This is a genomic window from Bartonella phoceensis (assembly GCF_902825145.1).
Classification (GTDB): Bacteria; Pseudomonadota; Alphaproteobacteria; order Rhizobiales; family Rhizobiaceae; genus Bartonella; species Bartonella phoceensis.
In genome coordinates, this window is the sequence record NZ_CADEAD010000003.1 from 139,204 (window position 1) to 154,233 (window position 15,030).

General features: G+C 37.0%; 9 protein-coding genes and 1 tRNA gene. 1 reads left to right on the forward strand and 9 read right to left on the reverse strand.

The annotated features are described in order from the left end of the window. Positions 1-177: 177 nt before the first annotated feature. A tRNA-Pro gene (locus J7R07_RS04680) sits at positions 178-254 on the reverse strand. Positions 255-711: 457 nt separating this feature from the next. On the opposite strand from J7R07_RS04680, the gene J7R07_RS04685 reads away from it, so the two are divergent. Further along, entirely contained in the window at positions 712-1,089 is a 378-nt protein-coding gene (locus J7R07_RS04685) for an iron-sulfur cluster assembly accessory protein (protein WP_208435753.1), read from the forward strand. Positions 1,090-1,158: 69 nt separating this feature from the next. Here J7R07_RS04685 and mazG read toward each other — a convergent pair whose 3' ends face one another. The 8 genes from mazG to J7R07_RS04725 form a co-directional block, all read right to left on the reverse strand. Continuing rightward, complete coding sequence (gene mazG / locus J7R07_RS04690) at positions 1,159-1,980, reverse strand: nucleoside triphosphate pyrophosphohydrolase (RefSeq protein ID WP_208435754.1); 822 nt, start codon at positions 1,978-1,980, stop codon at positions 1,159-1,161. A 31-nt stretch (positions 1,981-2,011) separates the two neighbouring features. Next, a complete protein-coding gene (locus J7R07_RS04695; protein ID WP_208435755.1) occupies positions 2,012-2,941 on the reverse strand; it encodes a lipid A biosynthesis lauroyl acyltransferase in 930 nt (309 codons plus the stop codon). Between the two features lie 6 nt (positions 2,942-2,947). Further along, positions 2,948-3,976 carry a zinc-binding dehydrogenase gene (locus J7R07_RS04700; RefSeq protein ID WP_208435756.1) on the reverse strand — a complete coding sequence of 343 codons (1,029 nt, stop codon included), beginning with the start codon at positions 3,974-3,976 and terminating at the stop codon, positions 2,948-2,950. 65 nt (positions 3,977-4,041) lie between these two features. Then, a complete protein-coding gene (locus J7R07_RS04705; protein WP_208435757.1) occupies positions 4,042-5,316 on the reverse strand; it encodes a beta-ketoacyl-ACP synthase in 1,275 nt (424 codons plus the stop codon). Between the two features lie 14 nt (positions 5,317-5,330). After that, complete coding sequence (locus tag J7R07_RS04710) at positions 5,331-6,506, reverse strand: beta-ketoacyl-ACP synthase (protein WP_208435758.1); 1,176 nt, start codon at positions 6,504-6,506, stop codon at positions 5,331-5,333. A 10-nt stretch (positions 6,507-6,516) separates the two neighbouring features. After that, the gene (locus J7R07_RS04715; RefSeq protein ID WP_208435759.1) at positions 6,517-6,801 is read right to left on the reverse strand and encodes an acyl carrier protein; all 285 of its coding nucleotides are present in this window, start codon (positions 6,799-6,801) and stop codon (positions 6,517-6,519) included. A 196-nt stretch (positions 6,802-6,997) separates the two neighbouring features. After that, a complete protein-coding gene (locus J7R07_RS04720) occupies positions 6,998-9,316 on the reverse strand; it encodes an NADP-dependent malic enzyme (protein WP_208435760.1) in 2,319 nt (772 codons plus the stop codon). 611 nt (positions 9,317-9,927) lie between these two features. Then, on the reverse strand, positions 9,928-14,490 hold the full coding sequence (locus tag J7R07_RS04725; RefSeq protein ID WP_208435761.1) for a hypothetical protein: 4,563 nt from the start codon (positions 14,488-14,490) through the stop codon (positions 9,928-9,930). Between the last annotated feature and the right edge of the window lie 540 nt (positions 14,491-15,030).

A 15,030-nucleotide genomic window follows, 5' to 3' on the forward strand; every position in this document is an offset into this window, starting at 1 on the left:
GTTTTTTATCTTTGCTATTAAAAGAGAAGAGGAATTTGAATGAAGTTGTTCCTCTGTTCTCAATTTATATTATTTCATCATATCCCGTTGTGTATTGAGAAACTAGATACAGGAATAAATAATTTAATTCAAAAAAATAGGCACATTCTGTATTTACTGATGTATGTCCTGGAAAAATGGTCGGAGCGGCGGGATTCGAACCCACGACCCCTTGACCCCCAGTCAAGTGCGCTACCAGGCTGCGCTACGCTCCGAACTTGCGTAAAACGACTAAACGACTGTCTCTTTAAAGGCAAGAGAAAAAATAAAGAGAATCAAATCTAAAATACTCTTGCACTTTTTAAAAAGCTTGTACTCGTAAAAGATTTTATTTTTAAACTTATTCATTTTTTTAGGTATTAAGAGAAAAATTCTCCGTTTTTAAGGTTTCTGCTTATAGGTATAGTTGCAGATTGATACTATTGAACATTTTTTCTTCATTTTTGGTTTTTGCAAAAAAGTACTCTACAGAAAATACGAGGAGAGTAAAATAGAATTTCAAATTGTATTATTATAGATCTAAAATTATTGGATATAAGAATTTTGTTCCGATCAGAAAAGATTCAAACATTTCAATTTATATCTTGTTGTTTTATTTTTAATATACCAAATAGCTGAAATATCGAAAATGCAACATTGTCAAAGTTTTTGGTGAGCAGAAAAGGGTAAATAATGAGCCGTTTTTCGGTAATAAGTTTGACGGAAGCCGCAGTAAATCGTGTTAAAGCGATTATGGATGCAAAAGGTGCACATGGTATTCTTATTGGTATCAAGAAAGGTGGCTGTGCAGGAATGGAATATACTATTACTCTTGTGAAGGAAGAGAATCTGGAGGCAGATATTGTTGAAGTGAATGGTGCTCGTGTCTTTATAGCACATGATGCGGTATTATTTTTGTTAGGAACACAGGTAGATTATGAAGTGACAACGCTTCGTTCTGGGTTTGTTTTTAAAAATCCTAATCAAGTTTCAGCATGTGGGTGCGGTGAATCGGTAGAACTTCGTCCTGCTGCACAAAATCAGTTAAATGAGACATCTAAAATCAATTGAGCATTATAATGGGATTTCGTTAGATTCGAAAGGTTAGTGATTTTTTGGGTTGGTGAAATTTAATTTCTTTTATTTTTTGGTTTTAGCCTCATTCCAAAGATCTTCCATTTCATTCAAGGATGCGTCAGCTAGTGTCTTAGATTGAGTGGAGAGACTTTCTTCAATATAGGTAAAGCGATTTCGAAATTTTATATTTGTTTTTTTTAACGCTTTTTGTGAATCAATATTGAAGTGGCGTGCAAGACTAAGTAGGATAAAATAAAGATCACCAAATTCTGATTCTATATCTAACGTTCTATTTTCTTTGATTGCTTCTTTAAGTTCATTGAGCTCTTCTTCAATTTTCGCAAAAATTTTGTCACTCTTATGCCAACCAAATCCCATCTTAGCAGCTACTTTTTGTAAAGCAAGTGCTTCCTGGTCTGCAGGTTGAATTTTTTTTACTTTTGCAAGAACGCTTGTTGTAGAATCTTTTGAGGAGCTTGCTTCTTTGCACCATTTTTTCTGTTCAGCCCGTTCTATTTTTTTAATATTTTCCCATTCTTCTGGTACAAAACCACGTTTTTTTTGTTCTGCATCTCCAAAAACATGGGGATGACGGCGAATCATTTTTGCAGTGATTGTGTAAACAACATCTTCAAAGGTAAAGCTGCCTTCTTCTTGTGCAATGATCGCATGATAGACGACTTGTAATAGAAGATCACCAAGTTCATCACAAAGATCCATTCTATTTCTCCGTTCAATGGCATCGATGACTTCGTAAACTTCTTCGAGCATATAAGGTATGAGGGATTCAAATGTTTGTTTTATATTCCAGATACATCCGCTATCACGATTTCGTAATGCTACCATAATTGTGATAAGATCATTAATATCTTTTGAGGCGATCATTTATTGCCTCTCCTATAATGTTGTAGAAGTGTTAGTTATCCCAACGTCTGTGTAACCACGCCCATTGTCCCGGGTATTCACGTACCCAACTTTCAACAATATCGTTTAATTTTTGTATGGACGCAGCTATATCGATTTCATTTTTTTCATCAAGTGGAAGCTTTACACGTTCATATAATTCTAAACGATGGCGTCCTCCAGCTAGACGAATACAACGTGCTGGATAAATATCACAATCGTATTGTCGTGCAAGTTTTATAATCAAGGGATTTGTTTTAAGTGGTCTGTTAAAAAATGTTCCTAAAATACCTCGGTGAAACTTTTGATCAACTAGCATCCCAACATTTTTACCCTCTGCTAACTTGGCTGCTAATGCCCAAGCTGCACCGGCTTGAGATGGCACGAGGTGTCCCATAGAAGTTTGACGAGCTTTAAGGACTTGTTTTGCGATATAGGGATTATTAGGTGATCTAAATAACACTGTGACATCAAGACCAAAACTTTGGGCGCATATAGGGAGAAGTTCAAAATTTCCGGTATGCGCTGTGAAAAAAATATGCGGTTTTTTTTCTTCTTTTAATCGCTGAAATATTTCAACACCTTTAACCTCAATCAGACCTGGCTGCTCTGCATGAGGATCAAAGTCAAAGATTTTATCAAGAAAAATGTATTCAGCCAAAAACTTTCCTATATTTTCCCACATTTCTATTGCAATCGCATGCAAGTCTTCTTCTGTTTTTTCTGGATATGCAGCTCTAAGATTTGCAAGCGCGATTTGATGACGGTGTACGAGAGGACCAAATGTTTTTGCTAACCAAGAAAAAAAAGAAAAACCAATGTTGGTGGGAAAATATTTTAAGATATTTAAAGAACCAATGAGCAGATATCCCCACAAAAAATAAAGTAATTTTTTTGCTATAATTTTAATATGATACATAAAATTTTTAATATAAAACTTCATGATAATTTAATTAATTTTAAGAATAATTTTACCAAAAACATCACGACTTTCCATTCGTTTTAAAGCTGTAGCAATTTCATCAAATTCAACAATTGTATCGATGACAGGATGTACAATGCCTTGTGCCATTTTCTGCATAGCATTTTGCATATTTTCTATACGACAGCCAAATGAACCAAATATTTTAAGTTGTTGTTGGAAAAGCTGCATAAGATTTAGTGGTGCTGTAATTCCCGAGGTAGAACCACAAGTTACTAGGCGTGCTCCTCGTTTCATACACAACAAAGAACCGCTCCATGTGTCTACTCCTACATGTTCAAAAACAACATCAACACCTTGTTTTTTGGTTAATTTACGTACGACACCTTCAAAACGATCTTTCCGGTAATTAATAACGTGATCTGCACCAAGAGATTGTGCTTTTGCAATTTTTTTATCGGAACCTACAGTTGTAATAACTGTACATCCTTTCTGTTTTGCGAGTTGAATAGCTGCTGAGCCGATACCAGAACCACCTGCTTGTATCAGGATTGTTTCTCCTGATTGTAATTTTGCATTGTCAAAAAGCATATGTTCTACAGTGCCAAAAGTAATGGGAGCAACGGCTGCTTGTAGTTCATTACATTCTGGAGGAGCAGGGACTAATAGACGCATCGGCAAATTGACAAGTTCACGGGCAAATCCGTCGAGATGAAAACCATAGACGCCTTTTACATGACTACAAAGATTATCACGTCCTTCACAACAAGCTTGGCATATTCCGCAGGTTTGTGCACCGTAGATTGAGACGATTTGTCCAAATTGTAAGTTTCTAACGTTACTCCCTAGTTGAATCACTTCACCGGAAGCTTCTGCGCCAATGATGAGTGGCATTTTTCTTTTAGCAAAAGCCATGCCACGCCAACCCCATACGTCAATATGATTAAGAGCAACAGTTTTTATACGTACTGTCACTTCATCAGGGGGAGGTGGTGGGGGCGTAGCAATATTGGTGAGTTCAAGCTGGCGTTCATTTAATAGTTGCAGTGCACGCATTATAATCCCCTTAGATATATAGCGATTGGATTAAGTATGACTAAGTTTGATTAATATTGAAAGGCTTATTCTTTATATGCTGTGATAACAAGACTGGTATTTTGACCTCCAAAGCCAAAGGAGTTTGACAAAACAGCGTTAACACGGGCTTTACGGCTATAATTTGGGACAACATCTAAAGGAATAGAAGGATCAGGATCATCATAATTGATTGTGGGGGGAAGTATCCCGGATTGAATCGTTAAAAGTGAAAAAACAGCTTCTATGGCGCCGGCAGCAGTTAATGTGTGGCCGATCATTGATTTATTAGAAGAAACTGGAATATATTCTAAAATATCACCAAAAACTGCTGATAATGCGAGATATTCCATCTTTTCGTTTTCGGGTGTTGAGGTACCGTGTGCATTAATATAGTCAATTTCATTGATGGTTATTTTTGCATCATATAATGCTTTACGAACTGATCCAATTGCTGGAGATGCATCAGGTTTTGAACGTGTACGATGGAAATCATCCGCTGTTTCTCCACAGCCAGCTAAAATTCCTAAAATTATTGCATTACGGTCTAATGCGCTTTTGAGAGATTCAAGAACAAGGGCACCTGATCCTTCTGCCATAACAAAACCATCTCGGTCACGACTAAAGGGTTTTGCTGCTTTTTCTGCAGGATCATTATGCGTTGAAAGAGCCGATAATAACGAAAAGCGAATGAGAGATTCGGCTGAAACTGAACCGTCTGTAGCAATTGTGAGTGCACGATTTGTCTCTCCACGTCGAATAGCTTCAACACCTAATTGAATTGCTGTTGCACCAGATGCACAAGCGGTTGAAAGTGTAATAGGAAGCCCCTTAGTTCCAAATTTTTTTTGAAGTTTTTCTGCAATTGCACCAAATTGAGTGGTTTCAAAGAGTGCTTCGTGGAAGTTTTGGCTGCAGACTTCAAGAAGGTGCGCGTAAGAAGGCTCACCAATGGATGTTCCTTTTTGATCAAGTGCAAAGCGTGCTGCCCATTCCAACTCAACCGGAGGGGCTGCTAAAAATAATGGTCCATTAAAATTCGTTTTATTAAGAGCTGCTTGTTCCAAAGCTTCTTCTGCTGCAAGATCAGCAAGTTTTTCGGAGAGAGCTGAAGCACCAAGTGTGCTTTCTTTAAGAAAGTCAACTGTTCCAGCGATACGTGTATTTAACCCCTTAACGGGAAAACGTGTTATTTTATGAATGCCACTAACACCACTTATTAATTTTTGCCAATTTTCCTGCTTGCCTTGTCCTAATGATGTTACAATTCCTGTTCCAGTGATTGCGACAAGTGGGCGCCCAAAATGATCATTGTATTTCACTGTAGAAGTTCTCCTCAAGCCGTAGCTAGGCGTACTATACCTTCAGCTCTTTTTATGCCAACACTTGTAACAAATGCTTCATGCACTTCTTTAGAAAAAGACTTTTCATGAGCACTTAATGCTGGAAAGCTGCATTTTTTTTTAACAGCAAGTGCAGCAAGCGCAAGTGCTAAAAGGAATTGTGCTTCCCGCATATAACCAAATAATGTTGTAATACCGCGATAAAACATATCAGCAGTATCAAGAGCATTTTGTTCTGCTTTGGTCACTTTATGAAATCCTGAGGCAGCTGAAATGGCTAAAGTAGATCTAGCCTCCATTGTTTTCAACATTGATATAATTGATTCTTCAAGCGGAATTTTTGTTCGATCTGTTTGGTCTGTGATGATTTGACTAATTTCAGCGTAAGCACGCGCATTACGTTTTCTTGCGTGTTCTCTACTTTCAAGAACCAGAAAGATACCACAAGAACCTGTTATAACTCCACCGCCGGGGTAATTTTCACGATCCCATACCGGAGACCATCCACTTCGTGTTAAAAGGCCTCCAAGTTCATGGGCCAACAACATATCATAACTTTGTGCATTATAGGAGCTTCCCACCAGTGCATGTGTACTCTGTCCTGATCGAATACGAGACACAGCAATTTGAAGTGCAGAAAGCCCACTGCCTTCTTCTCCCATAAATGTGCGAGAAGATCCAGTTACTTTGTGAACAATTGAAATATTTCCAGCCAACAGATTTGAAAGTTGTGCCAAAAACAAAGTCGGACGAAGCTCAGTTGTAAGGACTGAATTTAACATGGAAGCATGGTCAACTGTTGTACGCGCTTGTGAAAGAATTTGTGTATCAACGACAATATCACGTTCTCCTCCACTTGCTGCGACGATCATATCCATTGTCGAAGTGAATTGTTCATTATCTTTCATGCCTGCATCATCAAGAGCAAGGCCAGCTGCATAGGTACCAAGACGTTGCCACGTGCCCATTTGCCGTTGATCACTTTTTTTAGGAATTTGTAAATTCCAATCAACCTCAGGTAACTTATGAACAGTGTATGGTGAAAAAGTTGTATAATCAAGGTTTGGTGCAACTGTAGGATTATTCAAGAGATCCCAATGATGATTAACGCCTTCTCCCAAAGAGCTTATAAGTCCTATGCCAGTGATGAATACAGCTTGACCATGCATGGTGAAAAAGTTACTCCGCCTGTTTTAAGGCCACAAGTTCATCAATTTTTGCACAAAGGTTTTTAAGAACAAAGTATTCTTCTGTTGTAACTGCACCTTCGTTGACTTCCTGCGTCCATTTTTCTAGGGGTACCTTGATTCCAAAAGCTTTATCAATAGCAAAAACAATATCTAGAAAATCAAGGCTATCGATTCCCAAATCATCAATTGTATGGCTTTCAGGTGTGATTATGCTGCGATCAATCTCACTGATTTCTGCGATAATATCAGCAACTTTATCAAACGTAGAGGGCAATGTTCGTTTCCTTATTATAGAGTTAATAAAAAATATACTTATTACTATTCTTCTAGCCTTTTTTCCCTTCAAAAAAAAGACTTGATCTAAAATATTACTGCCTTTTCTATAGAAAAAACCCGTTCACAATGTATGAATACTATACTTAAAGATTTGAAAAACTCTAAAATTTTATTGTGCGTTTACTTATTTTTACTTACTTTGTTCTAAAATTTTTTCTATTCGCAGCGAGAACTGCAAGAGCTGTCATATTAACAACTCCTCGTGAAGTTACCGAAGGTGTCAAAATATGTGCAGGACGTGAAGCTCCAATTAAAATAGGGCCTACATGGAGCGCATTTGTTAGACTTTTCACGAGATTCAGTGTTATATTCGCTGCATCGAGGGTTGGAAAGACAAGCAAATTAGCTTCACCTTTGAGGCGTGAATCTGGAAAAACACGATCACGAAAAATTGTAGAAAGCGCAGCATCACCGTGCATTTCTCCATCGGCTTCTAAATTTGGGTATAATCTTGCAAGAATTTCAGTGGCATGACGCATTTTACGTGCACTTTCTGTATTTTTTGAACCGAAATTTGAGTGTGATAATAATGCCGCTTTGGGTGTTATACCAAATGCTTCAATTTCTTGCGCTGCCAATATTGTCATTTCTGCTATTTCTTCTGCAGAAGGATCTTCATTGACGTAAGTATCTGTTAAAAAAAGAGTGCGATGTGGAGCAATAAGTAAACTCACGGAAGAAAAATGACGAACGTTTGAGTCAAGCCCAATAACTTGTTCAATCAATTCAAGATGACGTTCAAAACGCCCTTCTAAACCACAAATCATTGCATCGGCTTCTTCACGCATTACCGCGAGGGCTGCAATCGCTGTTGTTGATGTTCTAACGATTGTTTTTGCGACTTCTGGCGAAACACCACGTCTTCCTGTATAATGAAGAAATAAATTAACATAATCATGAAAACGTGGATCATTTTCTGGATTGATAAGTTCAAAATCTATACCGGGGCGAATTCTTAGACCAAAGCGCTTTAATCTTGCCTCTACGACATGTGGGCGGCCAATAAGAAGAGGAGTTGCAGTTTGCTCTTCAAGCACAATTTGTGCTGCTCGAAGTACTCGTTCATCTTCACCATTGGCATAAATGACGCGTTTACGTTTCGCTGTTTTTGCTGCCGCAAAAACAGGCTTCATTGTTAATCCAGAACGAAATATAAATCGATTAAGGATATCATGATAGGCTTCTATATTTTCGATTGGCCGAATCGCAACACCAGTTTCCATGGCTGCTTTAGCAACAGCAGGAGCAATGCGGAGTATTAGGCGCGGATCGAAAGGGGAGGGTATAAGATAGTTCGGACCAAAACTAGGTGGTTTCTGTGAATACGCACGTGCTGCAATATCTGAAGTCTCTTCACGAGCAAGAGCAGCAATTGCATGAACTGCAGCCATTTTCATTTCTTCATTGATTGCAGTAGCACCTACATCTAATGCACCACGAAAGATATAAGGAAAACAAAGAACATTATTCACTTGATTGGGATAGTCAGAGCGTCCTGTACAGATCATTGCATCTGGTCGTACGGAACGCGCTTCTTCTGGCATAATTTCTGGTATGGGATTCGCAAGCGCTAAAATTAATGGATTTGGAGCCATTTTTCTTAGATATTCAGCTTTTAAAACACCACCCGCTGAAACACCCAGAAAAATATCCGCATTATCAATAATCTCGGATAAAGTTCGTACATCAGTTTTTTGTGCATAGTTGATTTTCCAACGATCCATAAGTTTTTTGCGACCTTTATAAACAACCCCCTCTAAATCGCTAAGCCAAATATTTTCAACTTTTGCTCCAAGACGCACCAAAAGATTAATACAAGCTAGAGCTGCAGCACCCGCGCCCGAAGAAACTATTTTTGCATTTTCAATTTTTTTTCCTGAAAGATTTAATGCATTTAATACAGCTGCAGAGACAATAATGGCCGTTCCATGTTGGTCATCATGGAAAACTGGAATATTCATTCGAGAGCGAAGCTTTTCTTCAATTTCGAAACATTCTGGAGCTTTTATATCTTCAAGGTTAATCCCACCAAATGTAGGCTCTAAGGCAGATACAGCTTCTACCATTTTTTCAATATTAGGAGCATCAATTTCAATATCAAAAACATCAATATTGGCAAATTTTTTAAATAAAACAGCTTTTCCTTCCATTACTGGTTTTGAGGCGAGAGGACCAATATTTCCCAATCCAAGGACAGCAGTTCCGTTTGATATGACGGCGACTAAGTTAGAACGAGAAGTATATTGAGCAGCAAGATTGGGATCTTTATGAATTGCAAGACACGGCGCTGCAACACCTGGAGAGTAAGCAAGAGCTAAATCACGCTGATTATCAAGAGGTGTTGTCGCTTGTATTTCCAATTTTCCAGGCTTTGGATTCTGATGATAAAAAAGTGCGGCACTGTCAAGTTCAGCTTTTTGTAAACTGAAATCACTATTTCGTTCTGTAGACATTTTTACGATATCCAGGTTGGTGTATGTTTATATGCGATGTTCCATTTACGATAAGATTGTTTCCACTGATAGATCCTCACTTCATTTAAATATAAAAATAGGTGAGCATGGAAAAAATTTCCTGGATCTTTAGTCAGTCTGATATTTCTTTATATTCGCGCTCATCAGCAACTTCAGTGGTATTAGCGCAATTAATCTTCTCCCCTTAATAAAATCCACAGAAGCCCGTCAGTTTAAAAAACAAGTAAAATATTACTAGTGGTTACATTACCAAGCAGTAATTTTTTTTGCAATGCTGGTAGGAAAGGAAAGAAGGGAGCTCGTTTATTTATTAAGCCTGATTTTTATCAACATATGCTTTATTTACATTTCTATAAATGAGTATAAGGCGAGTGTATCATAATAAGAGAAGTAAAGGAATGAAGAGGTTAGGAAAGTAGGAAGTCTTACGCTTATCCTACGCATTCAAAAGATAGCGGTTTTGCTAAAATATCACAGAAAATTCCATGCTTAATCATTATACCCTTTATACATAACACTAAACTCGCACTTAGAATGTTACACAATGATAGGGAAAAGTGGAAAAACATCTTTTCCACTTCTATTTGTGTCTATTGGATGCGACCACTCGCATGAGCAAGCATAGTATAGACTTTTCCGGTATCAGATATCAGATATTTCCGAACTGCATTGGAAGAATTAGAACTACGGGATATATCACGTAACAGTTTTTCGAAATCTATAATATATTGATTAACCGAGCGTTTAAAACCAATATCGCTCATATATTTTTTCTTAATCATTTCAAATATTGTTTTCCCGTTCAAAGTATAAAGGCGTTCTGTCACAATATTTTTTTGCCCACGCCGATAATGATCCCATAGCCCAACAATAGCATTGTGGTTAATAGCTTGTACTATACCCGCTGCCAATGAATTAAGAGATTCATTTGCAGAATGTGGTTTTGTTTGTACGGATGCAAAAACAGCTTCATCAGGTATCTCATCATACCAATTTTCTTCACGTGAAGCTCTTTCCAGGAGATTCGATACCCATTTATTTTGCCGTTTTTTACTTTGGTCTTGTTGCAAAATCGGCTTAGGTGGTACTATTTTCTTAATGACTTCGGGGGAAATACTACCACTTCCTTTGAGCGTTGATGATGTAGGAGTTGGCGATATTAACTGCCCATTTGCACCCATTTGATTATTTTTTTGTATAATGCTTACCAAGTCCTTTAATGCTGTAATTTGTTCATTCAGAGCAGTACGAATTGTTTGTGTTGTTTCTTTTGTCTTTTCTGGAAGTTTTTGAACATTTTCATGAATATCATTGTTAATTTTTGAAAGTTCGAAACGGACTTCTTCAGCTGAGCGACGTATATCTTTTGCAGCTCCTGAAAAACGCGTTGAAGCTTCACTAATAAGTTGATTAATTGATTGCTGGAGTGAATATGTAGAATTACGTGCATTTTCGTCAGTGCGTTCCAATGCTAAGTTTAGAACATTTTCATAATGTTCAATCATTTGATTGATTTCATGAGATTTTGAAACAAGAGCATTACTTAATGAAGAGAGCATGTTATGTTTTTCTTCAAGGGTTGCACTGAGTGAACTTTCGGATTGTTCGAGAACGTGAATAGCTTCAAAAAGTGTTTTAGCATGTTCACCAAAACTACTTGTTATATGATTAATCTGTTCAAATGTATTTTGTGAGAGTCCTTGCAGAACCTCAATATTGTTATTAAGTACTTGATTTGAAGCTGATAAATGCTCTGCTACTTGGTTTGTGTGGTGGAAAAAACTGTTCGCAGTCTCACCAAATTGACCATCAATATTTTGAACTGCTGATAATAAAACATTACTATTTTCGTGGAAGCTACCAATCGATTGATTCAATTGTGCAATGATAGATGAAACATTATTAACAAGATCGTCCTTCATAGTAGTTACTGTTTGAAGTGTTTCAGAGCTGGTTTGTGCCAAGCTATTTATTAAAGATTCGTTGTACGCATAGATTCTTTGTTCAGCATCTTGTGTTGAGAGAGAGAGTTGTTCACCGATATGCTGTGTTAAATAGCCAATTGATTCCGTTGTACTTTGTGCAGCTTGATTTAGGTGGTTTGTCAGCTCTGTAATTTTTCCAACATGTTCTGAAATTTGCGTAGCTGTTTGGTTTTTCGCTTCTTCCAAACGATTACTTACATCAGAAAGTTGATACCCTAGATTACTTTTCAGATTCTGTATGGAATGATAAAGAACATTGCAGCGTTCATTGAGGACTTGTTCAATTTCTGTTGTTGAAGTGTGAATCGTTTCATTCAACAATGCTTGTGCATTTTGACTAGCTGTTGTGAAAGCTTCAAGAGTATGCGCTGTTTGTTCAGATAAAACAGATAAAACTTTTTCACTGGTATCAAAAACTGTTTGTTTAACATTTGATACAATGCGATTGCCAGACTCCGCGAGAACATTTTCTGCTTTTGTAGCAACATTCGTTACAGATGAAAGAATTTGTTCACTCGTAGAAGAAAGAATATCAGAGGCTTCTACAACCTTATCACGTAAGTTACCTGTGACGGTGTTAACAGAATTTTCTAACGTAGTTCGTATATTCTCAACACTTGTTTCCAAAGCTTGTTGAATTGCTTGGTTTTGTTCATTATTAAGAATGATAGATGTTTGTAATGAATCAGAGCGTTTTTCAAGAATAGACGTTTGCGTCTCTATAGTTTCACATACCTGGCCAAGTTTTTCCGAAAATGCTCCTTCTAGCATGGTGGCGCGCTCAAAAATTTGGCGCGCACGATTTTCTAGATTCTCGTCAAACGATCCCATACGTGTCTCAAGGGCTGCAAAGAATGTCCCATTGGATTGAGAGAGGGTATTTCTTAGAATCTCAGCGTGCCCCTCTAGGTCTCTAATATGGCTTTGAACAGTTTCCGTAATGTTTTTACTATTGGTAGCAATTGCATCTTCAACAAGGCCTATTTGCTGCTTTAATGCCGCATCAACATGTATATCACTTTTGGCGATGAGATTATGAATCGTCTCCATCCGTTGTTCAAGTGTACGTGTTTGATCTGCAAGAATTTCGTTAAGAGAAAAACTATTGATCGCTAAAGAATCACGTAGAGCATCGGCACGTATATCAATATTTCTAGCTTGTGCTTCTAAAGCATCTTTTGTTGTATTACAGCTGTGTGTAATGACTTCTTGTAGTTTTTCTGTGCATTGAGCTATATTAGCAATATGATTTTCTGTACACTCGTCAACGGTTTGAAGATTATCAATCAAAATCTTTTCAAGATTTGAAGTATTTTGTACCAGGGCAGCAATTTGGTTTTTTAATGTATCAGCAATTTTATCCTTTTCGTTATCGAGCATGTCTGCCATAAGAGTTCTTTGATCAGAAAGTTGTAATTTAAAATCTTGCGAACGTTCTTGTATGATATCAATAATAGCATTATCGACATGTTGAACTTCTTCTCTTAATTTTTCTTTACTTTTGTCGATTGCAGAAAGAATAGTTTCATGCCCATTTATAAACACTTTGCTAATATCAGCCGTTCTTTCTTGAAGATCTGTATTAATTTGCAAAACACGAGATTCTAAGAAACTACCAAGCTTTTCAGCATTATCTTCTAAAGTCTGACTGCGAGCAATAAAGGATTCGATGATGGAATTGCTGTGTTCTTTAAGAGAAAGGTCAACACTTGCTAAACGGTTTTCAAAAGCCTCAATTGCTTCTGAAGTTACGTTATCAAATTTGGAAGAGAGTGTGTATGCCTTTTCATCGAGTTTTGCAACTTTTTCATCAAAACTCTGTAAAAATTGATTATTGCGGTCAATAATGGATTCATCTAATGCTTTAAACTTTTTATCAACATTATAGAGAGTCTGGTCTGTTGCTGTTTGTATATGCGTTGCAATTTTAGCAATATGCATTTCAGCTTTAGTAGCTGTTTCATTAAAAGTTTTTTCTATTTGTTTTTCATTATTATTAAAACGTTTTGAGAAATCATCAAAATTTTTTCCTAAATTGTGGAAAAACTCCGTATTTTGTTGCTGAATTTGTGTTGTGGTTTCATTAAATTTTTCAATCAGTTGGTTCGTTACACCATCACCTACATAGGAAAGTTTTTCAACAAGATCTTCTCCTTGTTTCTGTAAGGTTTGGGAAAGAGTCTGTACAAGCTTTTCAACATTGGTTACAACTTTGGAGGTAACCAAGCCAAATTCATCACTTAGTTGTTCTTGTGTTCCTTTAATTGTTGATTGTACGCGCTCAGCGTGATTCAGAATGGCTATGCGTTCATTACTCAATTCTTTAATTAATGTATGAATGCGCGATTCATTTTCAGCATAGGATTGTTCCAGATTATGGACTTCTCCTTGTATGATTGCTTCGAGTTCAACAGCGCGTCCAAGGGTACGCTCGATTCCCTCGTTCATTGCCGATACTTCTTCACGAATAGTCTTTCCTATAGCGATAGCTTGTTTTTCAGATACATATTGTGGTTTATTGAGACGCTGTGCGGCATTTGTCATAAGAAGAGCAATGTTATGCAATTCATTCGAACGTTTTGTTAACTGAGCAAATCCCCAAGATATAAGAATAGGAATCACTGTTCCGGCCACTACAGTTAGTCCTGTTGAAGACGTTGCAAAAGTGGTGATATTCGATAAAGAATTGAGCCCAGCAGGAGCAAGTTTATGAGCAATAAAAGCCCCCCCCATCGCCCATAAAGCACTGAGCGCCGTTGTACACCAATAGATTCGAGAGGTGGAACGCTGCTTTAATAATTCAAAATTTAAAGGAACTGTTATATCGTCATTAGCAGGAAGAGGTTGTGTAGACAACAATCTATCATGAACAGTTCCACCTGAAAGTTCAGATTCAGATTTTGGAGTGAAAAGTTGTTCAACAACGGACTCGTCAATCACCGCATTGTCATGGATATCTGAGATAAGAGTTGAAGCACCATTTTCAGCACAAATTTCTTCTTCTGCCATTGCAATCTTTTGAATCAAATCTTCTACATTAACAACATTTTCAGAATTATGGGATGATATCGTTTCAATCGTGGTCTTATCAAAATCAAAATTCATAGCTTTTGTCATAGCTTCTTCGACTTCAATTTCAAATGTTTGCAATTCAGTTCTGCGTGCCATACTCGCCTCGTACTCTTACAGATGGAAAAGGGATACATCCTCCTCCAGATATTCTGGTATACTAGCCATTAATCATTTAGAAAGAAATATGCTCAGAGAAAAATTTTAAAAACTTATCAGGATAAAGTTAACACAGTTCTTTTAACCTGTTTAAAAATTGCATAAAGTACAATAAAAACAATATCTTATTTAATTGCAATAAAAATAAAAATACTGTTCACAACTTTTTTATGGTAGAATTAAAGGTCTGTATATTGTGGGTAAGCACACTTTAATGAGAATTATGTACAGTATTCAAAAGGATTATGATGTGTGGGTGTGTTCGTATTATGGGACCTATCATTTCTTTTTTCAGTGATAAATTAACGAATCATGTTATTATAGTGTTTATTTATTATTCTAGGTAACCATGTATTCCCTTAAAATACGCAAAATGTGCAATGGAGCATATGCAGTGCTTTGGGGACAAGATAAAAGATCCATTTTTGAACTGTAATGCATAAAAAGTGAACGTGGAGAAATTTTCGTATTCGATAGCAA